Here is a 25,949-nt window from a genome sequence, read left to right as displayed (position 1 = left end):
CGGTGCTAAGTAATACCGTAAGGTTGAAAGAGAGACTTTGCCATGCAGAAAGACGAGTTTGCCCTGCAGGAGCCGGTGCATCGCCATGCCCTGCGGGTGCTTTACGGTGATACCGACGCCGGCGGTGTAGTCTACTATGCCAACTATCTGCGTTTTTGTGAGGCCGGTCGGACTGAGTTGATGCGGGCGCAGGTGGTCAGCTACCGCAGCCTGGAAGAGCAGGGGGTCATTCTGCCGGTGGTGGATTGCCGGGTTCGCTACAAGGCCTCGGCCCGTTACGACGATCTGCTCACCGTGGAAACCTCCCTGGTGGAAGTAAAGGCCGTCTCCTGCCGCTTCAACTACCGGCTCAGCAATGAACAGGGTCGCCTGCTGGCCTTGGCTTATACCACCCACGCCGCCGTGGACCGGAGCGGCAAACTGACCCGCTTGCCGCCAGAAATTCTCGCCGGGTTGCAAAAACTCGCCGCCACGCCTTGACTTTTTTTCAAAAAGGGGTAGTATAGCACAGATGCGACGCGGGGTGGAGCAGTTCGGTAGCTCGTCGGGCTCATAACCCGAAGGTCGGAGGTTCAAATCCTCCCCCCGCTACCACTTTTTATGATCCTTAAGGGTTTGGCAGATTGCGTTGCTGAACCCTTTTTTTGTTGGTGACTCCCAAGGAATTTTTTATGTCTGCTGAAATATCCGATATCACGATTAATTACGAAGAGGATGGGGTCCTGCTGGTCAAGGAACTGGACAAGGAGGTGCTCAGCAAGGGCGCCTGGACCACCATCATCTTTCGCTACCAGCAGTGGGACCGGAAAAAAGAGGCCTATGGCCCCGAGCAGTACACCATTCGCCGCTACCGCAAGATGAACGGTCAATACCGCCAGCAGTCCAAGTTCAACATCTCCAGCCGGGATCAGGCCGGCCGGATTGTCGAGATCCTTGGCCGCTGGTTGCAGGAATCCCCCGCAGCCTGATTTTGCCTTTTGCGGCCAGGAGAAGTATTGAGTAATTGTTTACCGCAGGTATGATCGCCGTACAGTGCCGTGTTGCTGAACGATTACAGGATTGACGCCCCACAGGGGACACGATATAAGAATAAATCCGGCTGCAGTAGCGGCAATTATAGCTGGCGGGATCGAGAAACTACGGGAAACGGTTCATGCGGAAAGGGCACAAGCGAGAACTGATTGGCAACGAAGGGCGGGTGATCCTGGAGACCATCCGGCGGTTGAACCGTCGCCATGCCGTGGATCATCTCCTGAAGATGCTCAAAAAGACCCACCCCGCCGATATCGCCTGGACCTTCCGTCACCTAACTCCCGCCGAACGACGCAGTATCTTCAATATCATCGCCCAGACCGATATGGTGGGGGATTTCATCAGCGAGCTTGATGAATCCATCATGCTGGAGCTGGTCAGCGAACTCACCCCCCAGTACATGGCGGCCATCGTCAAAGAGATGGACAAAGATGACGCCGCCGATCTGCTTGAAGCCCTGCCCGAGGAAATCGCCAACGACATCCGCCAGGTCATGGGCAAGGCTGACCGGGAAGAGGTGGATGCGCTGCTCAAGTACGACTCGGAGACCGCCGGCGGCCTGATGTCGCCGGACTTCATGGCCTTTGATGAAGAGATGACGGTGGATGAGGCGATTAAAAACGTCCAAGAGCGCAGCGAGGAATCGGAGACCTCTTTTTATCTTTACATCACCCACGGCCATGAGCAGCAATTGGCCGGGGTGCTTTCCCTGCGCGAACTGCTGCTGCATCCTCCCTACCGGCAGTTGAAAAACGTGATGAATCCCAACGTGATCGCCGTTTCCACCACCACCCCGCAGCATGAGGTGGCCCATCTGGTTTCCCAGTATAACTTTCTGGCCCTGCCGGTGGTGGACTCATCTTACAAGCTGCTGGGGATCGTCACCGTTGATGATATCATCGATGTTATCCGCGATGAGGCCACCGAAGATTTCCTGCAGATGGCCGGTGCCGGCAAGGACCAGGAGATTCTGCTCAAGCCGGTGGTGGCCAACGCCAAAACCCGGGCCCCCTGGCTCTTTGCCACTCTGCTGGGCGGGGTGGCCGCGGCGGTGATTATCACCCTCTTTGAAGAAGAGCTGGCGCAGGTGCTGGCTTTGGCCGCTTTCATGCCGGTGGTGGCCGGGATGGGCGGCAACATCGGCACCCAGTCCAGTACCATTGTGGTGCGCGGCATCGCCACCGGCCGGGTTAATATGGAAGCCCTGTTCAGGGTGATCTTCAAGGAGATGCGGGTGGGGATGATCCTGGGTACGGTGTATGGACTGTTCCTGGGGATCCTGGCCTGGCTGGGCTATGCCGAACCGGCACTGCTGGGGCTGGTGATCGGGCTTTCCATCTTTATGGTGATGACTTTGGCGGCCAGTATCGGGGCGGCGATTCCTCTGATTCTGCGGCGCCTCAATGTCGATGCGGCGGTGGCCACCGGGCCGTTTATCACCACCACCATGGATATCGTCGGGGTTACCGGTTATTTTGTCATTGCCAAAGTTCTGCTTGGTCTCTAGGTCATGAGCGCTGCCCCGCAAAGTAAAAAACCCGCCCGCCGGGTGCCCATCCTTTTGCTGCTGGTGGTTATTGCCGCTGGCTGGTGGTGGTTTTTTCAGGAACGAGAGGCGCACCTGCCGCCGGTGGAACCCCGGGCCGTCACCGCCCGGGGTGATCTGGCGGTGGCGGAAAAGACGGCCATTGAAATTTTTCAGTCAGCTTCGCCTGCGGTTCTATTCATCACCACCATAGAGTTGCGTCGCAGCCTCTTTACCCTCAATATTTATGAGTTGCCCCGGGGAACCGGTTCCGGTTTTATCTGGGATGAACGAGGGCATGTGGTGACCAACTACCATGTCATTGAAGATGCCAGCCGGGTCGAGGTTACCCTGGCCGATCAGACCTCCTGGCCGGGCCGGGTGGTGGGCGTGGCGCCGGACAAGGATATCGCTGTGCTGAAAATCGATGCCCCGCCGGAAAAACTGGCGCCGCTGCCGGTAGGGGAATCGGCCAATTTGCTGGTGGGGCAGAAGGTCTTTGCCATCGGTAACCCCTTCGGCCTTGATCAGACCATGACCTCGGGGATTGTCTCCGCCCTGGGGCGGGAGATCAAGGCGGTTACCGGCCGGACCATCCAGGGGGTGATCCAGACCGATGCGGCCATCAACCCCGGCAACTCCGGCGGTCCGCTGCTTGACAGCGCCGGTCGCCTGATCGGGGTTAATACCGCCATTTTCAGCCCCTCCGGGGGCAGTGCCGGGATCGGTTTCGCCGTCCCGGTGGATGTGGTCAACCGGGTGGTGCCGGAGATCATCCGCTACGGTCGGGTGATCCAGCCCGGGCTGGGGATCACCGTGGCCCACGAACAACTGGCCCGGCGCCTGGGCGTTGATGGTATTCTGGTGGTCAATATTCAACCTGGCGGGGCGGCGGAAAAGAGCGGTTTGCGGGGCAGCCGGCAGGTTGGCCGAGATTTGATTCTGGGGGACATCATTGTGTCGGTGGCGGGGCGCCGAGTGGCAAACTTCGATGATTTGCGCAATGTCCTCGACAATTTCCGGGTGGGGGACGTTGTGGAACTGATGATCATCCGCGACGGCGAAGAGAAGCTGGTGGAAGTGGTGCTGCAAGAGGTTGACTGACGGTGAACTGGTGGACCAGGGCCCTGAAAAGTCTGATTTCCGCCGATGAGCGGGACCGGCTCGATCTGTTTCGGATGTTTCCCAGCATCCGTCGTTTTCTGGCTGCCAGGCATCATTATGCCTATATGCGGATCGCCAGTGATCTGCTTTTTATCTTTATCCTGCTGCTGGGGCTTTTTGGCCCCCGGGAACCCGAGAATAATATTGCGGTATTTTTAAGCTGGGGGGTGATCTGGCCGGCCATTGTGTTGAGCTGGTTTTTTGTTGGTCGGATGTGGTGCGGAATCTGCCCCTTTCCCGGCCTGGGGGTCTTTCTCCAGAACAAGGGTTGGACCCTGAATTTGCCGGTGCCCAGGTTCCTGCAGAAATACGGGGTCTACAGCTCGGTTTTCCTGCTGGCCCTGATTATCTGGACGGAAATTGTCGGCGGCCTGGATCGCTCTCCGCTTGGTACCGCTTATTTCCTGCTGGCCATTGTTTTTGGCGCATCATTGTTGTCGGTGCTGTTTTCCGGTCAGGCCTGGTGCCGGCATCTCTGCCCCCTGGGTCGGATCAGCGGTGCGGCGGCGACCTTGGCGATCACTGAATTCCGCCCCGATCACGACAAGTGCCGGGGCTGTACCACCTTTGCCTGTAAGCGCGGGGCTCCCGGCAAGCGCGGCTGCCCGGTGTATCTTGGGGCCTTTAACGTGCAGAACAACCTGCACTGCCTGGTCTGCGGGCATTGCCTGCCCGCCTGCGACCGCGACTCGCCCCAGTTTCTGTTACGCAACCCCTATTCGGAGTTGATTCGCAACAAAGGGCGCTACATCACCTGCACTTATATTGTTCCCTTTCTGATCGGCTCCCAACTGGCTCGTTTTTTCCGGGAAACTCCCAACTACACCCAACTGCAGGCGGCCTTTGGCCTGTCGGATGCGGTGCTGTTCAGCCTGCTGCTGGTGCTGGGATTTGCCGTGGTGCTGGGGATTATTCATTACGGCTCCAGACTGTTCGGGATTACCGAGGACCCGATGTTCGGCAAGTTTTCGCCCATGGTGCCGATCCTGATCCCCATGTCGTTTACCGGGGAACTGGTTTACCGGATGCACTATTTCACCGCCGGGGTTGGTGATTTTATTCCCACCGCCGGGCGCCAGTTCGGGCTGGCGCTGCTGGAGCGGCTGCATTTTACCGTGCCGGATTTCCCGGTCCAGATGTTGGCCGCCGTTTTCATGCTCAACGGCACCATTGCCGGGTGCTATATTTTGTGGCAATTCTGTCTGCGCGATTTTGCCGGGTTGGTCGCTTTTCGCAACTTCATCGGCATCAACCTGCTGATTATCGCCTTACTGGTGGCCTATCTGGTGGTGATCTTTTAGTAAGGTAAGCGTTCAGCCGCACCGCATCTTCGGGCGAACAGCCAGGCTTACGTACAGGGGGTACGCTGCGCCTGGCTGCTTGCCCGAACCTGCGGCACGGCTGTTCGCTTACGGCCCGTTATACCGGTAGGTTAGTACCCCTGGTGAACGGTTACTTAGTAAGCGGTCACGCAGGGGTTTTTCGTGATCGGTTACATCTTACTTCAGGCGGTTGAGCTGCCGGAGAAAGGTTTCCCGTTTGTGTTTGGCCAACTCCCGCATGTCCTTGATCTGGTCGGACTCATCGATGATCTCCCGGCCGACGATCTCTTCAATAACGTCTTCCAGGCTGATGACCCCGGTAAAACCGCCGTACTCGTCAACCACCACGAAGAGATGGCGGCGCAACTCGAAAAAGTCCAGCAGTACCCTGGTCAGCCGGGCCGATTCCGGTACGAAATGGACCGGTTGCATCAGCTCTTTCAGCTTCACCTGATGTTTATCGGCGGCGGCGGCCAGCAGGACATCCTTGCGCAGGACCATGCCCACGATATTGTCGATCTCGCCGCTGTATACCGGCACCCGGCTGTGAAAGTTCCATTTTTTCTCAAACTCCCGGGCCTCGCCGACGGTGAGTTCGGCATCCAGGATGAAGGTGACAGTGCGCGGGGTCATGGCGTCCCGCACTCTTTGGTGGCGCAGTTCAAGGATATTGGTGATCACACTGGCCTCCTGGGCGTCGATGGCGCCGGTCTGCTGACTGATGGCGGCAAATGCCGCTACCTCCTTGGCAGAAACCAGCACCTCCTGGCTCTGACCGCTGCCCAGCCGGCGGGTAATCAAATGGATCACCCACACTGCCGGGGCCAGCAGCTTCACCAGCCAGTGCAGGGGCAGGGCCACCCAGGGGGCAAGCAGCTTGCTGTAGCTGACCCCCAGGGTTTTGGGGATAATTTCAGAAAACAGCAGGATGCTGACGGTGAAAGCGGCAAAGAAAATGGTCAGGTGCTGTTCGCCAAAGACCACGGCGGCGGCGGCTCCCGCCACGGCGGCGCCCGCGGTGTTGGCGATGGTATTCAAGGTTAAAATGGCGGTGATGGGCCGGTGGACATCCTGCTTGAGTTTTTTTAAAATGTTGCCCACATAGGGTCGTTTCTGGGCCAGCAGTTCCACCCGGCTTAAAGGTACCGAGTAAAGGACCGCTTCAAAAATACTGCACAGGGCCGATACCACCACGGCAAAACCAACGGCAAGTATTAGCTGGGTTAGCACCATGAACCTCCAGTTAAAAAGGCAATACGAGTTTTAACAGCCCGTCGCCAACGGACTGCTAATGACTCCGGAAAACAGTTGGCCCGATATTACCGGGCTTACCGGCAAGATTCCAGGATAATCGTAAACGTTTATCAGGGGTATTAACCTGCTGATATAACGGTCCGTAAACGTGAACCATTACGTTAACTTTAATCAGCTAAGGATAGTAATGAGCAAGCAAGGAAAAGATCATAATGAACGGCAAATAACCGTAAAAACCAGTGCTGCGGCGACCATTGAAGGCGACACCCTGCTCTGTTTCGTCAGGGGCGGTGACGGCCAGGGTCCGCCTGCAACCCAGGATTGTCAGGGGGTGCCCGAATGTGTTGCCGGCGCTTATCTAAGCGGCGATTTTAGCGGTAAGAAAGATCAGGTGCTGGTCTGTTATCCTGCCGGCTTAGCGGCAGACGGCAAATTGCAAAGGGTGGTCTTGGTTGGGCTGGGGGAGTTGCGGCCCGGTGCTGAAAGTTGGCGGCAGGCGGGGGGAACTGCCATGGCCGCTTTGCTCAAAACCCGGACCGTTGCAACCACGGTCCTGCTGCCCGAAGAGATGGAAGAGACGGCCACGGAGATTGCCGCCCCTTTGTGTGAAGGAATGCTGCTGGCCGCTTATCGATTTGGCAAATACCGCTCGGCCGCAACAGCACCCTCCTCAAACGGGGCCGACAAGGCCTCGGCAGCTGGTACCGAAGATAGTGAGCCGAATCTGCGGCGCCTCATATTTAAAGGCCCCCGAGGAATAGCTAAGACTGTCAAGCAGGCGGCGGAACTGGCCGCGGCGGTTTGTCTGGCCAGGGACATGGCCAATGAACCGGGCAACGGCTGGACGCCAACCGACTTTGCCCGGCAGGCCCGCCAAATGGCCAGAAAACAGGGTCTGAAAGCAACGGTTTTAGATCGCCAGGCCATGGAAAAACTTGGCATGGGGGGGATTCTGGCGGTCTCTCAGGGCTCCGAGCAGCCGCCCAGTTTGGTGGTCTTGGAGTATCATGGCCAGCCAACGTCCGCCGCCCGGCAAAGCGGCGGAGAGCAGGCCGGGAAGACGATTCCCACGCTGCTGCTGGTGGGCAAAGGGCTGACCTTTGACTCCGGGGGAATTTCTTTAAAGCCCGGCAGCGGCATGGAAGAGATGAAATACGACATGTGCGGCGGGGCGGCGGTGCTGGCCGCCATGGCTGTGGTGGCGCGGGAACAGCCGAAAGGGATCAATATCGTGGCCATGATTCCGGCCGCAGAAAACCTGCCCGGCCCGGCCGCGGTAAAGCCGGGGGATATTATCCGCCAGTACGGCGGAAAAACCGTGGAGGTGATCAACACCGATGCCGAAGGGCGCCTGTTGCTGGCCGATGCGCTGGCTTACGGGGTAGAGAAGTTCAAGCCCGCGGCGGTGATCGACCTGGCCACCCTTACCGGGGCGGTGATTGTGGCCCTGGGGCATCATCGGGCCGGGTTGCTGGGCAACGATGATGAGTTGTGCTGCCGGCTGCTGGAAGCCGGAGAGCGGGCTGGAGAGCCGCTCTGGCGCCTGCCCTTGGGCCAGGAGTACCGCAAGCAGCTTAAATCAAAGGTGGCGGACCTGAAAAATGTCGACAAGCGTGACGCCGGCACCATTTTAGGGGCGGTGTTTTTGGAGGAGTTTGTCGGTCAAACGCCCTGGGTGCACCTGGATATCGCCGGCACGGCCTGGAATTACACCGAGAAATCTTACGTTCCCAAAGGGCCATCAGGATTCGGGGTGCGGACCCTGGTAGAACTGATCCGGCACTGGCGGTAAACGTTCAGCAGCACCGCATCTTCGGGCAAGCAGCCAGGCTTACGTACTGATGTACGCTGCGCCTGGCTGCTTGCCCGAACCTGCGGCACTGCTGAACGTTTACGGCCTGATAGGCCGGCAGGTTAGTACTCTCTGCCGAACGTTTACCTTGTTTCACCGTGGTGGAATAAACAAAAGCGACCACGCGGGCTATTGTGGAGCCCGGTGGTCGCTTTTGTTTGGTGCTGTTCAGGTTAGCGCATCCGTGGGATGCGGTTAAAAATCGTCAAAAGGTTCCAATTCCTGTTTGGGCGGTGGTTTTGGTTTGGCCTCTTGTTTTTGGGCCGGCAGGGCCGCTCGGCTCGGTTCCCTTGGGGGTGCCGATGACGGCCTCTTCAGGCTGCGGTCTTCATACGTTGTCTCAATCTCCTTGCCCACCATGGCCATCAGTTCGGCCACCCGCTGCTGAATGGATTCGGCCTGGCTGGACAGTTCGTTGGCCGCCGAGGCAGTTTCTTCAGCGGAAGCGGCGTTTTCCTGGGTAGCGCTGTCGATGTGGCTGATGGCCTCGTTAACCTGCTTGGCGGCGTCGGCCTCTTCCCGGGAGGCGGTGGCGATTTCCGCCAGCAGGATGGCAATTTTCTGCACTGCCTCCCGGGCGGCGGTAAAGGAACCCCCGGTTTCGTCCACCAGGGTGGTGCCGCCTTGGACCTTCTGGACGGTCCCCTCGATCAGGGAGGAGGTGTTCTGGGCCGCTTCGGCGGCCCGCATGGCTAGGTTCCGCACCTCGTCGGCCACCACTGCAAAGCCGGCGCCGGCCTCGCCGGCCCGGGCCGCTTCCACGGCGGCGTTCAAGGCCAGCAGGTTGGTTTGAAAGGCGATCTCGTCGATGGTTTTAACGATTTTTTGGGTTTCCAGGGAGGCGCTGCTGATTTCGTTCATCGACTCAATCAACTTTTTCATCGAGCCGTCGGCCCTGCTCAAGACGTCGTTGGCCTCCCGCATCAGGGCATCCGCCTGCAGGGCGTTGTCGGCATCGCGGTTGATCATTGCACTCATCTCTTCCATGGAGGCGGAGGTTTGCTCCACCGCCGCCGCCTGCCGTGACGAGCTGTCGGCCACCATCTGGCTGGTGGCGGCCAGTTGATGGGCCGCCGAGTTAACCTGGATGGTGCCGTCGCCGATCTCGCTGGAAATGGATTTGAAGGCGCGAACCAGGTTGATGATCACCACCGCGCCGACGATGGCGGTGGACCACCAGATCACAAAGCCGAAACCCAGTTTGCTGATCAACTGGGTCAGGCTTTGCGAGCGGTAGGCGGCGCCGTGCTCCAGGTAATTATCAATCAATCGCCCTTCGACCTGGCTCATCAGGTCTAGCTTGCCGTTGACGGCCTGTAGCCAGCGGTTGGGGTCGACGTTGAAGCCACCCCCGAAACGGTGGTCGATGGCCACCTGCCGCAGATCGGCAACTCGGGTGACGGCAGGGGCGTTCATCTGGTCCTGGTAGTACTGGCGAATTTCCGGGTCGGCCAGGGTTTCAAAACTCTCCAGGTAAACCCTCTGCTCGGCCAGGCTTTCGGCAAAACGCATAAAGGCCAGGGGGGCGAACTCATTGGCCGCAAAGGTGTTGGCCATCAGCAACCGTTCGCCGTTAAGGCGCATGACGAATTCCAGGAAGTTGTAATGCGCGGCGATCAGGCGCATCAATTCCTGGTTGGGGATAACCTGCGAGACCACCTGCAAGGTTGCTCGTACCTCAGCCAGGATCTCGGCGTAGGCGACAAAAGAGTCGCCGCCGCCGATGCTAAAATTATCCACCTGCCGGCGGAGTTCCGGCAGTCGGCCCAGCGCGTTGAGAGCTTGGCGGACCTGGGTTTGCAGTTCCGGTACATGCCGGTCGGCTCCGGTGGCAGCAAGGTGTTCCCGCAACTCAGCCAAGGAGCGGTCAATGGTCGCCCGGGTGCTAGCCAGCTCGTTGCCCCTCTGTTGGCCCCGGCTCCCAAGATAGGCATCGGAATAGGTGCGCTCATCCTGGAGCCCATGGGCCAGGTTGGCGGTATGGATGGCGATATCGGCGATGTTCAGCGTTGTTCTGGCCTGCCGCAGGTCAAGGAAGTTGTTTCTCGCCTCACTGATGAGGATGAAAGATAAAAAAAGCAGTGGTATGGCCAGTACGAGTACCAGCCGCTTCTGGATGGTAAGACTGTTGATGAACCCCATTCATCCCTCCTTGCAGCATGAAAAAAGTCGTGCGGTGGCTCGCGCTCAGGCAGCCGGTGCGGCTGACACCATGTGGCAATAGGCCCCAGGTGGCGGCAGTGTCTTTACATCCGGCAACCATACCATAGGATGGTTGAAAACTACAAACCTAAATTAACGTCCTTTCCTGACCACCAGAGACTGCAGATGGCGGAATTGGCCGGGGTCGGTCGGCGGCAAAACAGACTGTTTAAAAACGGGGAGTCAGTTTTGTCGCGTGAGCACCCTCGTTCAACGTTGAACCCCGTGTTTTTGCAGCAAGCGGTAAAGCTGGGAACGGGAAAGCCCGGAAATGGCGCAGGCCTCGTTCATATCGCGATTGACATAGCTGAGCAGTTCAAAAAGATAGCGGCGCTCGGTGCTGACCAGGGATTTTTCCCGCACCGCCTTAAGGGGAGGTGGGGGAGGGAGGTCGAAGTTGCCGGAAGCGGAGGCGGCGGGGAGTGGGTGGCGACCGGTTTCGTTTTGGCCTTGAACCTGTTTGAGTTTGGCTCCGGCCCGGACGTCGGCCGGCAGGTGCATGGAAAAGAGGGTGGGTTCGTCCTTGGCCTGGACAAAGGCGGCCCCTACGGCGTTGAACAGCTCCCGGACATTACCGGGCCAGTCGTAGTTCCGCAGGGTTTCCATGAACCCGGGGCAGAGCCCCTTGGTGGGAATCCGGTAGTGTTTGCTTAACTTGTTCAGCTGTGCCAGGGCCAGTTCAACCACATCTTCCCCCCGCTGCTTCAGCGGGGGGAGGTTGATGGCAAAGCCCCGGAGTCGATAAAGCAAATCCCGGCGAAAGTCGCCGCCGGCAACCAAGGCTTCCAGGTCGCGGTTGGTGGCGGCCACCAGCCGGAAATGACTTTCCACTTCCCGGGAACTGCCGATGGGGCGAAAACGCTGTTCCTGCAGCACTCGCAGCAGACTTTTCTGGGTATCCGGGGGCAGTTCGCCAACTTCGTCTAAAAACAGGGTGCCGCGGTGAGCCTGGTGAAACAGCCCCTCCCGGGCCTGTTCGGCGCCGGTGAAAGTGCCTTTTTCATGGCCGAAGAGAATGCTCTCCACCAGGGTGGCAGGGAGAGAGGCGCAGTCCACCACCACGAAATCCTCGCCGGCGCGCTCACTGTTAGCGTGGATGGCCCGGGCAAAAAGCTCTTTGCCGGTGCCGGTTTCACCGGTGATCAGCACACTGGTGTCGGTGCCGGCCGCCTTGGCCACCAGGTCCAGGCAGGCATTGACCGGCGGGCTGTTGCCGATGATCTCGGTGCGGCGCAGGGCCCGTGGTGGTTTTTGCTCCGCCTTTTCCCGGCGGTACTGCAAGGCCCGGGTCAGTGGCAGGAGCACATCCTGTATGGAAAGCGGTTTGCGAACATAATCCCAGGCATCGCTCTTCATGGCCAGGGCGGCGTTGTCCGGCCCGCCTTCACCGGTGATAATGATTATCTCGGGCCGGGATGGGACCTGGCGGAAGTCTGCCACCGCATCCAGGCCGCTGCCGTCGGGCAGGTTGATATCGAGAAAGACGAGGTCGAAGGTGGTGGCGGTATTTTTCTCCATGCCCTCTTTCAGGGTCAGGGCGCTTTCGGTCTGGTGACCCTGGGAGCTGATCAGGGTTTTGAGGGTCTCGCAGACCATTTTGTCGTCATCGATTACCAGCACGTGGGCCATCGTTTTGTCTTCCATCTTGGTTCAAAGTATTGCGGATGACGGCGGCAATCTCGCCGATACTGAATGGTTTGCTTATGCAGGTGGCAATGTCTTGTGCCTGTTGCTCATCATCCAGATAACCGCTGAAGCCGGTACAGAGTATAATCGGCAGTTGCGGCACTGTTTGTTTCACCTGGCGGGCCAGCTCGAGGCCGTTTAGCCTCGGCATATTGTAATCGGTAATCAACAGATCATAGGCCTTAGGGGACCGGCGGATCATGGCCAAGGCCTCTTCGCTGTTGGTGGTGGTGTCCACCCGGTAGCCGAGTTTCTCCAGGTTGGGGGCAAAGGCCTGCACCACCGGCAGTTCGTCATCCACCAAGAGTATTGTTTCCTGTCCGCCGGTCATCTCTGCCGGCGGGGAGGAGCCGGTTGTTGCCGGTTGCCGCCCGGTTATCTCGGGCAGCAGAATTTCAAAAGTGGCACCCTGGCCGGGCTGGCTGTAGCAGTTGATGGTGCCGCCATGGTTGCTGACAATACCGTGGACCACGGCCAGGCCCATGCCGGAGCCTTCACCTTTGCCTTTAGTGGTGAAAAAAGGATCAAAAATGCGATGCAGGTGTTCCGGGTTGATCCCCGGGCCGTGGTCTCTGACCACCATCTTCAGCCAGGACTCTTGTTGTTCGGCATCCGGTGCGGCAACAGGTGGCAGGCGATCACCGGCGTTCAGTTCAATTTCCAGCCGACCGCCGCTATCCCGCATGGCATAAGCCGCATTCAAGGCCAGGTTCATGATTACCTGCAGCATCTGCGTGGGGTCAGCGGCCACCATGTCGTGGTCCACCTTTTTTGTATACTCCATTTCAATGTTTGGAGCAACGGTGGAACGTAGAAATTTTAAGGCTTCCTTGATAATTGGGCCCAGCTGGATGGGTTGGGGTTCATGTTTGCCCTGGCGGTTGAAGTCGAGAATTTGCTGAATCAAGGCCCCGGCCCGCTCGGTGGCCTGTTCGATTTGTTGCAGGCTTTGCTCCAGAATGGGGTTGTCTCGCGCTTCCAGCTTGGCCATTTGGGCGTTGATGAGGATGGGGGTCAGGATGTTGTTGAAGTCGTGGGCGATTCCTCCGGCCAGAATGCCCAGCGCCTCCATTTTGCGGGCCTGGAAAAGCTGGTCCTCCATTTGCTGGCGTTCGGCGTTGAGCAGGGCCTGGGAGGCCAGGGTGGAAAAATTTTCCGCCAGCCGCTGGTGGTTACGGTTAAAAAAGCTGCGCCGGGAATGGGTGCAGACCAGAACAGCCGCCTGCTCCCCCTCGCGCAAGGGGACATGCAGAGCCGAAGAGACCTTGGCCAGAATCTCTGCCGGTTGTTGCCGCCACTCCTCAATTTGCCCGACATCAAAAACGGTGACCGGCCTGCCGGCCAACACCCGCTGTAACATGGCCTGCGGTAACCAGCGGCCGGCCAGCATGGTCTCGCTGGTGGCAACGGTGGGCACCAGCGAGCCGTCGGGGCGACGGGCCAGGACAAAGGCCTCTTCGAAGTTGAGGATCTCCTGTAATACGGCCAGCAGTTCCTTGAACATCCGGGCACTGTCCGCCGGTTTGATCAGCACCCGCAGGCCGGTCAACAGGGCCTCCGATTTGCGCCGCTGGCGCTCCTCCAGTTCGCGGGCTTTGGCCAGGTCGAGCAGCGCCTCGCGTAGCAGTTCGTCGTTGTTGAGCGGTTGCATGGCGGTTCGTTATCTGGTGGGGCCGAAAACTATGGCGGAAATCATCAGGTTGGCGTGGCGATTTTCCCCGCTCGGGAAGCAGCCCTGCTCGCCGAAGGTGAAAGCCCCCAAAAAAGGTTTCCCGCCCAGGGCCGAGTTGAGGGATTGTGACACCTCATCGATACGGTCCTTAACGGTGAGCATGCAGCCGGCGCAGTAAATGACCATGGCCCCGCTGATTTCCTCCGGGGTCAACCGGTTGGCCTGCAGGGCCGCCTGGGCTACCCGGCCGGCCCTGGAAATCAGGGTCTCCACGGTACCTCGCATGAGAATGATTTCGTCGCCTTCCTTGATGTCGGCAAAAAGGCTTAAGCCCTGGCCGGCGGTAACCCGGTCGGGGTGGGCGAGGGTGAAATAAGGCACTCCACCGATCTCCCCCACCACTCGACCTAAAGGGTAAAGGGTGGTGTCGGCCAGTACCGACCCTTGATTTTCCAGGGCCGATGAGATGATGCCGCCGGTCCAGTCATTGTAAACCAGGGCCGCCGGCTGGTGATCTATCTGCTCGATAACCCGGCCGGCACCTTTGGTGATTCGCCCTTTGGCCTGGGTGGGGCTGTAGCCGTTGTGAAAGGCGAAGGAGAGCGTGGTGGAGGGATAAAAAACGGTGATCACCAGGCCTTGGCGTAAATGCTGCCGGTGGGTGATCAGTTCCCATTCTCCCCGGACTTGGTTGTCGGCGGCACTGCCTCCAATGATAGGAGTTTCCGGGCCCAGTACGGTCTCAATACCCGTGATGATGTCATCTTCGTAGCCTGGCGCGGAGGAAATTCTGACCAGATCGGGCATTTCTCCCGGTCGCCCGGCGTTATTGATGGCCTCAAGAACGATGTCGGCGGCGCTTTCGCGAGTGTTGGCTCCCAACTTGCCGCCGGCAACCCCGTAAGCCCCCTGGGGGTCGGCCAGGCCCATCAGCACCATTCCTCGGCCATCCTGGGAAAAAACCCCCTCTTCGGTCATCCCCCCCAGGCATGAGCTGGCTCCGTGGATCCGGCAGTCGGGGAATTGGTCGGCCAGCAGTTTCCGCAATTCCTCTCCCGGGTAAAGCACCGACCAATGAACGAAAAGAATGTCCGGGTCTTGCGCAAGTCGGTGCCGCAGTTGCCGGCAGGATTCCTGTACCGCAGACAAGGTGTCAGGCTGGCAACTGTGACTGGTGGCGATTTTCATCAATATCTCCTCAGGCTGCTATGGTAAAGATTTGGTTTGCGGCTTAATTCGGAAATTTACCATGAGAAGGAGAGGGTTCACAGAGAAAATTATCGCCACCCGTGAGGTGGCAGCAGTCAACCTGGTTAAGGTAAGGCATGTTGCCACATTGTTCCCGGTGAAAAGAGCTGGTCGGCACGATTTTACGGTTTATTAAGCTTGAAAAAACCAGGAGGTCATGGCATATATGAGGGTCCTTGCCACCGACTGGTGACAGGTAATTTATTAACACAACCAGCTACCAAAAACAAAACCGTTTAACTTTTCAATTTTTCAAGATTATTGCGTTGCGGGGTGCGATATGCAGATTACAGTGAATGGTGAGGCCAAAGAATTTTCGGAAGATCAGGTTAATGTCACCTTGGTTCTGACCCAGCAGAATGTTGAATCGCCGGACATGGTGGCCGTACAGGTCAACGGCGCTTTCGTGGATAAAGGCGAATTCGACCAGCGGGTGCTGCAGGAAGGCGACAGTGTGGAGTTTCTGTACTTTATGGGTGGCGGCGCGGTATGAGCGGTTTTGCCACCAGGGCGGTACATGGTGGCCCCGGCGGGACGGCCGATCCGGCCCATCATGCCCTGCGTGGCCCGGTTTATGACACAGTATCCTTCGGTTTTACCTCCGCCGCCGAAATCGCCGATGCCTTTGCCGGTCGCAAGGCGGCCCATTCCTACACCAGGATAACCAACCCCACGGTGGCTGAACTGGAAGGCCGGGTGCAGGCTCTGGCCGGCGGGCGCGGGGTGGTGGCTCTGTCTTCCGGGATGGCGGCGATTTCCACCACCATCATGGCCCTGGCCGGCGCCGGCACCAATATTGTCGCCGCCCGTTCACTGTTCGGCAACACCGCTTCCCTGCTGGCCCACACCCTGGCCCCCTGGGGGCTGGAAACCAGGTTTGTCGATATGGACGACCTGGAGCAGGTGGCGGCCGCCATCGATGCCGACACCCGGGCCGTCTTTTGCGAAAGTATTACCAATCCTCAACTGGAAGTGGTCGACCTTGGCGCCCTGGCCGCCATTTGCCGGGCCAAAGAGGTGCCCCTGGTGGTGGACAACACCGCCACCACCTTTTATCTCTGCCCGGCCGGCAAACTGGGGGCGGACATCGAGGTGATCTCCTCCACCAAGTATCTTTCCGGGGGCGGCACGTCGGTGGGCGGTCTGATCATCGATCATGGCAGTTTCAACTGGCAAAAATCACCCCGGCTGGTGGAGTTTGCCAAGGGCTTTGGACCCTTTGCCCTGCTAGTTGCCCTGCGCCGGGAGATTTCCCGCAACATTGGGGCCTGTCTGGCACCGCACAATGCCTGGCTGCAGACCCTGGGCCTGGAGACCCTGGCGCTGCGGCTGGAGAAAAGCTGCCAAAACGCCCTTGATCTGGCACGTTTTCTCAGCCGGTTGCCGGAGGTTGGGGCGGTTAACTATCCCGGCCTGCCGGACAACCCTTATCATCAACTGGCCTCAAGGCAGTTTGCCGGCCGGTATGGCGGCGTTCTCACCTTTGAGCTGGCCGGCCGGGACGAGTGTTTTGCCTGCCTGGACCGGCTGCGCCTGATCAAACGAGCCACCAACATCAACGATAATAAAACCCTGGCCATTCATCCCGCCTCCACCATTTTTACCGAGTTTTCCCCGGAGCAACGGGCCGCCATGGGGGTACGGGAAGGGATGATCAGAATTTCCACCGGCATTGAAGAGAGTGAAGATCTGCAACAGGACTTGCAACAGGCCATAAGGAGCGCGTGATTTCATGGATTATTCAGCGGAGCAACTGGAACGGTACAGCCGGCATATTATTTTGCAGGAAGTAGGGGTGGAAGGGCAGGAAAAGATCGCCGCCGCCCGGGTGCTGATCGTCGGCGCCGGGGGGCTGGGTTCTCCGGCGGCCCTTTACCTTGCGGCGGCCGGGATCGGGACCATCGGGATTGTCGATGGCGATGTGGTGGATCTTTCCAACCTGCAGCGCCAGATCGCCCACCACACCAAGGATGTAGGACGGGAAAAGGTGCTCTCGGCGCAGGAAAAAATGGTGGCCATCAACCCCGGGGTCAAGGTGCAGACCCACCGGATGCTGCTTAAGGCCGATAACATCCGGGAGGTGATCAGGGATTACGATTTTGTGCTGGACGGCACCGACAATTTCCCCACCAAATTTCTGGTCAACGACGCCTGTGTCATGGAAAATATTCCCTTTTCCCACGGCGGTATTCTGCGCTTCGACGGTCAGACCATGACTGTGCTGCCGGGCAAATCCTCCTGCTATCGCTGCACCTTCCGGCAACCGCCACCGCCGGATGCCGTCCCCACCTGTTCCCAAGCCGGCGTGCTGGGGGCCATTGCCGGAATGCTGGGTACCATCCAGGCCGCCGAAACTTTGAAATACTTCATCGGCACCGGGGAGCTGCTCACCGATACGCTGCTCAGCTTCAATGCCCTCAATATGACCTTCCGTCGCGTGCCCCTGCGGCGCCAGGAAAACTGCCCCCTGTGCGGCAGCAACCCCACCATCACCGAACTGGTGGATTACGAGCAGGCCGCCTGCGCCATTTAGCCCGCTGCTGCCAAAGACATCCCCGGTTTTTGGCCGATAACTATCCTAAAACCCTGAAGGTTTTTTAAAGACGATGACTTTAGAGATTGAAGAAAAGGTGCTGGCGGCTATACTGGAACACGGGCGGCGGGAGATGCCCAACGAGGCCTGCGGTTATCTGGCGGCCAAAAATGGGGTGGTGGGGTGCCATCTTGAGTTGACCAACCAGGATGCCGCCCCGGATCATTTCACCATGGATCCGGCGGAACAGTTTGCGGCCATGCGCAAAATGCGGGAAGAGGGGCTGCAGATGGCGGCGGTCTACCACACCCACCCGGAAACGCCGGCCAGGCCTTCGGAAGAGGATATTCGTCTGGCTCATGACCCCGCCATGGTGTACGTTATAGTCAGCCTGCTGACCGGGGTGGAGCCGATTCGGGCTTTCCGGATCAACCGGGGCGAGGTCAGCGAGGTGCCGATCCGGGTGCTGGCCGAACGCTAGAACAGATTCGTTACCAAGCCTTTACGGGTCGAAAACCCGGGTAGCCCACAGGGTTTAATCAGGGACATGGAGAACACATCCGATGAGTGCAGAACAGTCAGTCGCCGCCACCAAAAACCTGCGCGGGGTCAACTGCCCGATGAATCTGGTTTACACCAAGGTGGCCATGAAAGATATCCAGCCCGGCGAGATTCTGGAAATCATTCTTGATGAAGGCCCTCCCATCAACAACGTGCCGGGCTCGGTGAAAAAAGAGGGGCACGAGGTCTTGTCGCAGACCAGGCTGGAAGACGGCGCCTGGTCGGTTCTGGTGCGCAAGGCCGGCTGATTTCGGCTTGCTGCTTTTTTTTAGCAATACCCTGGGGCTGGCCCTGGATGCCGCCCCCTGGCTGCTTTTGGGTCTGGCCCTGGCCGGGCTTATCAAGGCCTGGATTCCGGAGCGGTTGCTTACCCGCTGGCTGGGCGGTACCGGAATATCGGCCGTGCTTCGAGCCTCGTTGGTCGGGGCACCTTTGCCCCTCTGTTCCTGCGGGGCAATCCCTCTGGCCTTGGCCCTTCACCGGGGCGGCGCCTCCCGCGGCCCCTGCACCGCTTTCATGGTCGGCACGCCCGGGGTCGGGGTCGATTCCGTAGCCCTGACCTATGTCCTGCTGGGCCCTCTGCTGGCAATCATCCGCCCCCTGGCGGCCATCTTCAGTGCCCTGACGACCGGGATGCTTGTTGGGCTGACCGGCAAGACCGCCGCCAAGCAGGCGGCAACCGGAGTTGCGCTTAAATCTGCATCTTCATCGGCCGTCGATTCCTGTTCTAACTCCTGCGCCTGCCGTTTGCCCACTTCCCCTGCTGCCTCCACCGCCGCCACCGAGACGGCCGCTTCTCGAATTGCGGCCTTGACGGCGGGGCTTCGCTACGCTTTCACTGAAGTTCTTGATGATATCTCCTGGTGGCTGCTGTTGGGGCTGCTGCTGGCCGGTCTGTTGCTGACTCTGGTGCCCCCTGGGTTTCTGGCCCAGTATGCCACCGGTCTGCCCGCCATGCTGCTGATGGCGGTGGTTGGGATTCCCATGTATCTTTGTGCCCAAGCTGCCACGCCGGTGGCGGCAGCCCTGATCATCAGCGGGGTCTCGCCTGGTACCGCCCTGGTTTTCCTGTTGGCTGGCCCCATTACCAGCATTGCCACCCTGACGGTGTTTCGTAACGAGTTCGGCACTGCGGCCATGGTCCTTTATCTGGCTGGAGTGGCCGGGAGCGCGGTGCTTGGCGGGGTGTTGACCGATGCGCTGATAACTTTTTGGGCAGTGGATCTGGCCGCCCAGGTTGGGGCGGCCAGGGAGCTGTTGCCCCTTTGGCTCAGGTATGCCTCCCTGCTATTATTGCTGGGCCTGGCTGCAAGACCGATACGCCGCCGCTTCTTTTAGGTAAGCGACCCCAGGGCAACCCGTTGGCACAGCCCACTAATTTGCCCTCCCTGTTAACCGGAGGTCGGCCTGGCCTTGCCTCCGGGGGTGTTTTTTGCTAAGTTCCGCCTGATTTCCGGTCTCCGGTATTAAGGGGGCGCTTCCCGGCCGGTTAAACCTGCGTGGCCGATCAATATATTATTTAACTTCGAGGAATTTATGCTGGCAACCAGTCGTACTCTGGTGTTTTTGTTGCTGCTGGCGGCTACGCTGGTGCTGGGTGGCTGTGCGACCAGGCCGCCGGCCAACTCCAATAATCTGTGCGAAATTTTCGAGGAAAACCGGAGCTGGCATCGCCAGGCCCGGCAAGCGGAAAAGCGCTGGGGCATTCCGGTGCCGGTGAAGATGGCCTTTGTGCATCAGGAGTCGAGCTTCCAGGCCCGGGCCAAGCCGCCCCGCAAGCGATTTTTGCGGATTTTCCCAGGTTCCCGGCCGTCCAGCGCCTATGGCTACTCCCAGGCGCTGGACGGTACCTGGGAGGAGTACCGGCAGGATGCGGGCAGGCGGCTTGCCCGGCGCAACAATTTTGGGGATGCCATCGATTTTGTCGGCTGGTACAACGCCAGAAGTGTCCGTTGCTGCAATATTCGCCCCAATGATGCCTATCGGCTTTACCTGGCCTATCATGAAGGCCATGGTGGCTACCGCCGGGGAACTTACCGGAACAAGCCGGAGTTGCAGCGGGTGGCACGTCGGGTTGCCGCCCAGGCCAACCGTTACGAGCAGCAGTACAACCAGTGCCGCAGCCGCCTGGAGCGACGCTGGATCTTTTTTTGAAAATCCCCTCGAAGTAGCTTAGCCAGGAATAAAAAAACGCCGGCTCCCATGCGGAAGTCGGCGTTGTCGTTGGCTGCCGGGCTGGTAAAAACGAGCCCGGCGGGCAACCCGGTGGCTTTACTTCTTCTTTTTGGCCGCGGCCCGTTTGGAGGCCTTCAGCGGATTGATCTTGGCGGCGGCGGCCACGATTTCCGGCTTGGCGTGGGTGGCAAAGTTGCACAGACCCTGGCGCCATTTGGCCGCCGGAACGGCGTAGGTCCGGCAGAACTTGTCGGCGCCGGCTGTCACGATCCGGCCGCAGCCTTCACATTGGTCGATGATCGTCTGAAACTGGCCGCTGGTGTACTTGCTGGTGTCTTCCTGTTGGGGTGCTGCCTTTGCCATGATAAACCTCCAAAAACAAAAATAATAGACTCGCAAAAACCAGCCAATAGGGTTGGTCGGTAATGCAAAAATAAGCGGTTGAACTTGGGCCCCGTCACGGTCGTCGGCTTGCAAAGAGCTTGAAACCTGTATCTTAAAGGGATCAAGGGATCAATAAGAAACCGAAAGCTGTTTTGTGACAACGCTAAGAAACGGGTTTATATAAAAGATTGTCGGCATGATGTCAAATGAAAAGCCGATCATCTCTCTAACTTGTTGATTCCTTTCTTGTCTTTATAGGCCGCATGGGCTATAAGTGACGAAACGGGGAGGTTACCGATTCCCGTAAAAGTAACCCGCCACAGGGCTTGTCCTGTAAGCGATCACAGGGTGCCGCAAGATGCGGTGCCCTGTGATCGCTTACCCGAAAACTTTGCTGACAGGAGCACCACAACCGATGCCTTTTTATGTCTGGAAAGGGGTTAATTCCTACGGTGAGAAACGTAAGGGCAAGCTGGAAGCACCCAACGAGGCAGCCGCCCGGGCACAGTTGAAGCGGATGCGGGTCACTCCTTCGACGGTTAAGGAGGCCCCCAAAGATCTTTTTGCCGATATCGCTTTATTTCAGCCCAAGGTAACCGGCAAAGATGTGGTGATCTTCACCCGTCAGCTCTCCACCATGATCGATGCCGGCCTGCCTTTGGTGCAGAGCCTGCAAATACTTGGCGATCAGCAGGAAAATCCCACCTTTAAAAAGGTGCTCAAAGAGGTCCGGACCGATGTGGAAACCGGTTCCACCTTTGCCGATTCCCTGAAAAAACACCCCGAGATTTTCGATAATCTGTACTGCAACATGATGGAAGCCGGGGAAGTGGGCGGTATTTTGGATACCATCTGCTCCCGGCTGGCTGTTTTCATGGAAAAAAGCCAGGCCCTGCAGAAAAAGGTCAAGGGGGCCATGACCTACCCTATTATCTGCCTGGCCATTTCTCTGATTGTTATGGCGGTGATGTTGATTTTCGTGGTCCCGGTCTTTGAAGAGATGTTTGCCGATTTTGGTTCGGCCCTGCCGGCGCCCACCCAGGTGGTGGTAAACTTCAGTGAGTTTGCCCAAAGTTATTTTATATACATGCTGATTTTCCTGTTCCTGCTGGTCTACGCCGTCAAGCGAATCTACAAGACCGAAAAGGGGCAGCTTAAAATCGATGATCTGCTGCTTAGGATGCCCATTGTCGGCACCCTGTTGCGCCGGGTGGCGGTGGCCAAGTTTTCCCGGACCCTTGGTACCATGCTGCAGAGCGGGGTGCCCATTCTCGAATCGCTGCGGGTGGTGGCGCGGACGGCCGGCAACAAGGTAATTGAACGATCGGTCCTGCGGGTTACCGACAGCATCCGGGAGGGGCGGGCAATCGCCGAACCCCTGGCCGAAACCGGGGTTTTCCCGGGGATGGTGGTGCAGATGATCAACGTTGGTGAGGCGACCGGGGCGCTGGATACCATGCTGGTCAAGATCGCCGATTTTTATGACGAGGAAGTGGACCAGGCGGTGGAGAACCTGACGGCGGCCATTGAGCCGTTGATGATGGTTTTTCTGGGCGGCATGATCGGCGGCCTGGTGGTCGCCATGTACCTGCCTATTTTCGGCATGGCCGAGGCCATTGGTTAAATAAACAAACAGTAACGTGCAGGAGAAAAAATGGGTGAAATTATCGGTGTGCTGGGGCGTGAGGTAATCGATTCGCGGGGCAATCCCACGGTGGAGGTGGAGGTCTACCTTGACTCCGGAGTCGGTGGTCGGGCCCTGGTGCCTTCCGGTGCTTCCACCGGGACTCGGGAAGCCCTCGAATTGCGAGATACCAGGAAAAAAAGGTATCTCGGCAAAGGGGTGGAAACGGCGGTGGCCAACGTTAACAACATTATCGGACCGGCCCTGGTGGGGCTGGAATCCACCGAGCAAGTCCTGATAGATCGGATGATGCTGGAACTGGATGGGACCGAGAACAAGAAAAAACTGGGGGCCAATGCCATCCTTGGTGTTTCCATGGCCGTGGCCCGGGCCTCGGCGGAAGATGTGGGGTTACCGCTTTACAGCTACCTGGGCGGGGTTAACGCCAAGGTGTTGCCGGTACCGATGATGAACGTGCTTAACGGTGGAGCCCATGCCGATAACAACGTGGATGTCCAGGAGTTCATGGTCATGCCGCTGGGGGCGCCGAACTTCAAGGAAGCCCTGCGCATGGGGGTGGAAACCTTTCACGCCCTGAAAGCAGTGCTGAAAAAGGCCGGGCATCAGACGGCGGTGGGCGATGAAGGCGGTTTTGCCCCCAATCTGCGCTCCAACGAAGAGGCCATGGAGTGTCTGCTGGAGGCTATTGTCAAGGCCGGCTACAAGCCGGGCAAGGATATTGCCATTGCCCTTGATGTGGCCGCCAGCGAGCTTTACGACGCCAAAAGCAAATCTTATGTGCTGGCCGCCGAGAAAAAGCCCAAGAAAAAGGCTGCTGAACTGGTCAAACTTTATGCTTCCTGGATCAAAAAATACCCCCTGGTTTCCATTGAAGACGGTCTGGCCGAGGGCGACTGGTCCGGCTGGAAGACCATGACCGAGGAACTGGGTGATAAGGTGCAGATCGTGGGTGATGATATCTTTGTTACCAATACCGGCATTCTGGCCAAAGGCATCAAGCAAGGGGTGGCCAACTCCATCCTGGTTAAGCTGAACCAGATCGGCAGCGTCACCGAAACCCTGGATGCGGTAAGCATGGCCCAGCGGGCCGGTTACACCGCGGTGATCTCCCACCGTTCCGGGGAAACCGAAGATACCACCATTGCCGACCTCAGTGTGGCCCTGAACACCGGCCAGATCAAAACCGGCGCCCCTTCCCGTACCGACCGGGTGGCCAAGTACAATCAGTTGCTGCGGATTGAAGAGGAGTTGGGGGCCGCTGCCGGTTATGCCGGGGCGGCAGCCCTGCAACTTAAACCTTGACAACGCGCTGTTGTTTTGATCTTCTGGCGCCGGCCGTTCGACCTTTAACCAAAGCCGGCCGCAGAGGTGAAAAACTATTGGCCATGGCCGCAGTGCTGCCGTCGGAAATTTATATTCCGGGCCGGTCTGCCCCTTTTGGGCTGTTTATGGGTTGGCCGGCCTTTATCACCTTAACAGGGGAGGGAATCATGACCCTGACCAAGGCGGATTTGATCCAGGAAGTTTATCAACGACACAACCTGTCCAAGTCGCAGGCCACCGAGGTGGTGGAGATTTTTTTAAGCGTTGCCAAAGATTCCCTGCAGGAAGGCGAAGACCTGCTGTTGAGCGGTTTTGGCAAGTTCAGCGTTAAACAGAAAAATTCCCGGCGGGGGCGCAACCCCCAAACCGGGGAAGAGCTGATGCTGGCCCCGCGCCGGGTGATTACCTTTAAGCCCTCGGGGCTTCTTCGCCAGCGGGTAAATGGCAAGGAATAGTCGATAAAGCACGATTTGTTTTGTGGTTTTGGCAGCCCATTGGTTGCCCAAGCCAGGGGTGGCTCGGGTAACGGAATGTTACGGTGTAACTGATCACGGGTCTACGGAGTAAGCGGTCACAGGGTGCCGCAGGTTGCGGCAAGCGAGACGGCGATGCGTACATCAGTACGTGAGCCGGCGCGATCGCCGCTTTCGGCGGTGCCCTGTGATCGCTTGCGTTAAGGTGGCGTTTCCGTAAGCGGCGGGAGCGCCTGTTTTTTGTGGCAAGGTCGGTTGCCGCTACCCTGCAGGCGGTTTACAGCCGGTTCAGCGTCCTGACATGGAGGAGGATGGATGGCGACGATAAAAGAGTTGGCCGCCATGGTTGACGGGATCCTGGCTGGTGATGGCGACGTTATGGTAACCGGCCTCAATGACCTGGAGCGTGCCGGGCCGCAGGAGGTCACTTTTCTGGCCGACCATAAGCTGGCGGACAAACTGGCCCGGTGCCGAGCCGGGGCCCTGATCATTTCTCCCCCGCTGGCCGAACAGTGCACCATCCCCGCCGGTATGGCGTTGATTAAGGTCTCCAACCCCTACCTGGCCGCCACCCGGATCCAGAATTTTTTGCTGGCCACCCCCTTTGCCCCCACCGGAGTGCATCCCGGTGCCCTGATTGGAGAAGATTGCTCGATTCCTGAAGAGGTCAGCATCGCCGCCGGGGCGGTACTGGGCCACCGGGTGCGCCTGGGCCGCCGGGTGAAGTTGGAAGCCGGGGTGGTGGTGGGCGATGACAGTGTCATCGGGGATGATGTGGTGCTGCATGCCAATGTTACGGTTTATCCGCGCAGCGTGCTGGGCAACCGGGTGATTGTGCACAGCGGCAGTGTGCTGGGCAGTGACGGCTTTGGTTATGCCACCGACCGGCAGGGTAATCATCATAAACGGGCCCATTTGGGTATTGTCCGAATCGAAGATGATGTGGAGATCGGCGCCAATTGCTGTGTCGACCGCGGGACTTTCGGTGAAACCCTGATCAAGTCGGGGGCCAAAATCGACAACCTGGTCCAGATCGGGCACAATGTGGTGGTGGGTGAAAACACCCTGATTGTGGCCCAGGCCGGGATCGCCGGCAGTACGGTACTGGACCGCCAAGTGGTGCTGGGCGGTCAGGTGGCCTTAAACGGGCACCTGCGGATCGGGGCCGGGGTGATGGTGGCGGCCAAATCCGGGGTACACAACGACCAGGAACCTGGCGCGGTGGTATCCGGGATGCCGGCCATCGAGCATAAAAAATGGCTGCGGGCCAGTATTGCCTTCGGCAAACTGCCCGATCTGGTGCGTGAGGTGCGGGAGTTGCGCCGGCAGGTGGCGACCCTGAGCGCGGATAACCAAGCAAATAACAATTCTGGCAAGGAGTCTGGAGATGAGTGAACAGGATTGGCAGTCCCTGGATATTAAGCAGATTCTTGAGCTGTTGCCCCATCGTTACCCTTTTATCATGGTTGACCGTATTTTGTCGGTGGAGCCCGGAGTGAGCATCAGGGGTCTTAAAAATGTCAGCATCAATGAGAACTTTTTCCAGGGGCATTTCCCCGGGGAGCCGGTGATGCCCGGGGTGTTGATGCTGGAAGGAATGGCCCAAGTGGGGGCGATCCTGGCTTACCTTACCGACCGGGAGCAGACCGCCGACAAGCTGGTCTATTTCGCCGGCCTGGATGCAGTCAAGTTCCGCCGCAAGGTAACCCCGGGGGATCAACTGATTTACGATTTGACGGTGAAGAAACAAAAAAGCCGTTTCTGGGTCATGGAAGGGCGGGCCTATGTCGCTGAGGCGCTGGCCGCCGAGGCTCAGTTAATGGCCACTTTTGGCTGATTTTCCCCTTTTGAGTTGCTGCCCCCGGCCGTCCGGGGCAGCTCAGGGCCAGGGTAACTAT

General features: G+C 58.7%; 24 protein-coding genes and 1 tRNA gene. 19 read left to right on the top strand and 6 right to left on the bottom strand.

Annotated elements, in window-relative coordinates:
• Nucleotides 1–42 precede the first annotated feature (42 nt).
• The 6 genes from DAAHT2_RS04485 to DAAHT2_RS04460 all read left to right on the top strand — a co-directional run bounded on the left by DAAHT2_RS04485 (nucleotide 43) and on the right by DAAHT2_RS04460 (nucleotide 5,022).
• Nucleotides 43–480, top strand: a complete 438-nt coding sequence (locus DAAHT2_RS04485) for an acyl-CoA thioesterase (RefSeq protein WP_013163117.1) — start codon at nucleotides 43–45, stop codon at nucleotides 478–480.
• Between the two features lie 37 nt (nucleotides 481–517).
• Nucleotides 518–594, top strand: a tRNA-Met gene (locus DAAHT2_RS04480).
• Between the two features lie 77 nt (nucleotides 595–671).
• On the top strand, nucleotides 672–968 hold the full coding sequence (locus DAAHT2_RS04475) for a hypothetical protein (RefSeq protein WP_013163116.1): 297 nt from the start codon (nucleotides 672–674) through the stop codon (nucleotides 966–968).
• A 185-nt stretch (nucleotides 969–1,153) separates the two neighbouring features.
• Complete coding sequence (mgtE, locus tag DAAHT2_RS04470) at nucleotides 1,154–2,539, top strand: magnesium transporter (protein ID WP_013163115.1); 1,386 nt, start codon at nucleotides 1,154–1,156, stop codon at nucleotides 2,537–2,539.
• Between the two features lie 3 nt (nucleotides 2,540–2,542).
• On the top strand, nucleotides 2,543–3,661 hold the full coding sequence (locus DAAHT2_RS04465; protein ID WP_013163114.1) for a trypsin-like peptidase domain-containing protein: 1,119 nt from the start codon (nucleotides 2,543–2,545) through the stop codon (nucleotides 3,659–3,661).
• Nucleotides 3,662–3,663: 2 nt separating this feature from the next.
• Complete coding sequence (locus DAAHT2_RS04460) at nucleotides 3,664–5,022, top strand: 4Fe-4S binding protein (protein ID WP_013163113.1); 1,359 nt, start codon at nucleotides 3,664–3,666, stop codon at nucleotides 5,020–5,022.
• Nucleotides 5,023–5,220: 198 nt separating this feature from the next.
• On the opposite strand, the gene DAAHT2_RS04455 is transcribed toward DAAHT2_RS04460, so the two are convergent.
• Complete coding sequence (locus tag DAAHT2_RS04455; protein ID WP_013163112.1) at nucleotides 5,221–6,276, bottom strand: hemolysin family protein; 1,056 nt, start codon at nucleotides 6,274–6,276, stop codon at nucleotides 5,221–5,223.
• A 208-nt stretch (nucleotides 6,277–6,484) separates the two neighbouring features.
• Between DAAHT2_RS04455 and DAAHT2_RS04450 the strand changes: the two genes are divergently transcribed.
• Nucleotides 6,485–8,089 carry a leucyl aminopeptidase gene (locus DAAHT2_RS04450; RefSeq protein ID WP_013163111.1) on the top strand — a complete coding sequence of 535 codons (1,605 nt, stop codon included), beginning with the start codon at nucleotides 6,485–6,487 and terminating at the stop codon, nucleotides 8,087–8,089.
• Between the two features lie 255 nt (nucleotides 8,090–8,344).
• Here the strand turns inward: DAAHT2_RS04450 and DAAHT2_RS04445 are convergent, their stop codons facing one another.
• From DAAHT2_RS04445 to DAAHT2_RS04430, 4 genes are all read right to left on the bottom strand, one after another.
• Nucleotides 8,345–10,291, bottom strand: a complete 1,947-nt coding sequence (locus tag DAAHT2_RS04445) for a methyl-accepting chemotaxis protein (RefSeq protein ID WP_013163110.1) — start codon at nucleotides 10,289–10,291, stop codon at nucleotides 8,345–8,347.
• A gap of 270 nt (nucleotides 10,292–10,561) precedes the next feature.
• Entirely contained in the window at nucleotides 10,562–11,980 is a 1,419-nt protein-coding gene (locus DAAHT2_RS04440; protein WP_013163109.1) for a sigma-54-dependent transcriptional regulator, read from the bottom strand.
• Nucleotides 11,955–13,688, bottom strand: coding sequence for a hybrid sensor histidine kinase/response regulator (locus DAAHT2_RS04435; RefSeq protein WP_013163108.1), 1,734 nt, complete (start codon nucleotides 13,686–13,688; stop codon nucleotides 11,955–11,957). Before DAAHT2_RS04435 ends, DAAHT2_RS04440 begins: the two co-directional genes overlap by 26 nt.
• 9 nt (nucleotides 13,689–13,697) lie before the next feature.
• A complete protein-coding gene (locus tag DAAHT2_RS04430) occupies nucleotides 13,698–14,897 on the bottom strand; it encodes an FIST signal transduction protein (protein ID WP_013163107.1) in 1,200 nt (399 codons plus the stop codon).
• 340 nt (nucleotides 14,898–15,237) lie between these two features.
• Here DAAHT2_RS04430 and thiS point away from each other — a divergent pair, with 340 nt between their 5' ends.
• The 7 genes from thiS (at nucleotide 15,238) to DAAHT2_RS04395 (ending at nucleotide 20,205) form a co-directional block, all read left to right on the top strand.
• Entirely contained in the window at nucleotides 15,238–15,450 is a 213-nt protein-coding gene (thiS, locus tag DAAHT2_RS04425; RefSeq protein WP_013163106.1) for a sulfur carrier protein ThiS, read from the top strand.
• Nucleotides 15,447–16,685, top strand: a complete 1,239-nt coding sequence (locus tag DAAHT2_RS04420) for an O-acetylhomoserine aminocarboxypropyltransferase/cysteine synthase family protein (RefSeq protein WP_013163105.1) — start codon at nucleotides 15,447–15,449, stop codon at nucleotides 16,683–16,685. Before thiS ends, DAAHT2_RS04420 begins: the two co-directional genes overlap by 4 nt.
• Nucleotides 16,686–16,689: 4 nt before the next feature.
• Entirely contained in the window at nucleotides 16,690–17,490 is an 801-nt protein-coding gene (locus DAAHT2_RS04415; RefSeq protein WP_013163104.1) for a HesA/MoeB/ThiF family protein, read from the top strand.
• Nucleotides 17,491–17,563: 73 nt separating this feature from the next.
• Nucleotides 17,564–17,971 (top strand): M67 family metallopeptidase, encoded by a 408-nt coding sequence (locus tag DAAHT2_RS04410; protein WP_013163103.1) that lies wholly within the window; start codon nucleotides 17,564–17,566, stop codon nucleotides 17,969–17,971.
• 82 nt (nucleotides 17,972–18,053) lie between these two features.
• Entirely contained in the window at nucleotides 18,054–18,299 is a 246-nt protein-coding gene (locus tag DAAHT2_RS04405; RefSeq protein WP_013163102.1) for a sulfurtransferase TusA family protein, read from the top strand.
• A gap of 7 nt (nucleotides 18,300–18,306) precedes the next feature.
• On the top strand, nucleotides 18,307–19,389 hold the full coding sequence (locus DAAHT2_RS04400; protein WP_013163101.1) for an SO_0444 family Cu/Zn efflux transporter: 1,083 nt from the start codon (nucleotides 18,307–18,309) through the stop codon (nucleotides 19,387–19,389).
• 198 nt (nucleotides 19,390–19,587) lie between these two features.
• A complete protein-coding gene (locus tag DAAHT2_RS04395) occupies nucleotides 19,588–20,205 on the top strand; it encodes a transglycosylase SLT domain-containing protein (protein WP_013163100.1) in 618 nt (205 codons plus the stop codon).
• A gap of 117 nt (nucleotides 20,206–20,322) precedes the next feature.
• Here the strand turns inward: DAAHT2_RS04395 and DAAHT2_RS04390 are convergent, their stop codons facing one another.
• Nucleotides 20,323–20,589, bottom strand: coding sequence for a PxxKW family cysteine-rich protein (locus tag DAAHT2_RS04390; RefSeq protein WP_013163099.1), 267 nt, complete (start codon nucleotides 20,587–20,589; stop codon nucleotides 20,323–20,325).
• 436 nt (nucleotides 20,590–21,025) lie between these two features.
• Between DAAHT2_RS04390 and DAAHT2_RS04385 the strand changes: the two genes are divergently transcribed.
• From DAAHT2_RS04385 to fabZ, 5 genes are all read left to right on the top strand, one after another.
• On the top strand, nucleotides 21,026–22,234 hold the full coding sequence (locus DAAHT2_RS04385) for a type II secretion system F family protein (RefSeq protein WP_013163098.1): 1,209 nt from the start codon (nucleotides 21,026–21,028) through the stop codon (nucleotides 22,232–22,234).
• Nucleotides 22,235–22,264: 30 nt separating this feature from the next.
• On the top strand, nucleotides 22,265–23,557 hold the full coding sequence (gene eno / locus DAAHT2_RS04380; protein ID WP_013163097.1) for a phosphopyruvate hydratase: 1,293 nt from the start codon (nucleotides 22,265–22,267) through the stop codon (nucleotides 23,555–23,557).
• Nucleotides 23,558–23,745: 188 nt separating this feature from the next.
• Nucleotides 23,746–24,033 (top strand): integration host factor subunit alpha, encoded by a 288-nt coding sequence (locus DAAHT2_RS04375; protein WP_013163096.1) that lies wholly within the window; start codon nucleotides 23,746–23,748, stop codon nucleotides 24,031–24,033.
• 333 nt (nucleotides 24,034–24,366) lie between these two features.
• Nucleotides 24,367–25,446, top strand: a complete 1,080-nt coding sequence (gene lpxD / locus DAAHT2_RS04370; protein ID WP_013163095.1) for a UDP-3-O-(3-hydroxymyristoyl)glucosamine N-acyltransferase — start codon at nucleotides 24,367–24,369, stop codon at nucleotides 25,444–25,446.
• The gene (fabZ, locus tag DAAHT2_RS04365; protein ID WP_013163094.1) at nucleotides 25,439–25,888 is read left to right on the top strand and encodes a 3-hydroxyacyl-ACP dehydratase FabZ; all 450 of its coding nucleotides are present in this window, start codon (nucleotides 25,439–25,441) and stop codon (nucleotides 25,886–25,888) included. The genes lpxD and fabZ overlap by 8 nt, the downstream gene beginning before the upstream one ends.
• Nucleotides 25,889–25,949 lie beyond the last annotated feature (61 nt).

Source organism: Desulfurivibrio alkaliphilus AHT 2 (assembly GCF_000092205.1).
GTDB lineage: Bacteria > Desulfobacterota > Desulfobulbia > Desulfobulbales > Desulfurivibrionaceae > Desulfurivibrio > Desulfurivibrio alkaliphilus.
Note: the sequence above shows the minus strand (reverse complement) of the source record. Positions and strands in the feature narration are given on the sequence as shown.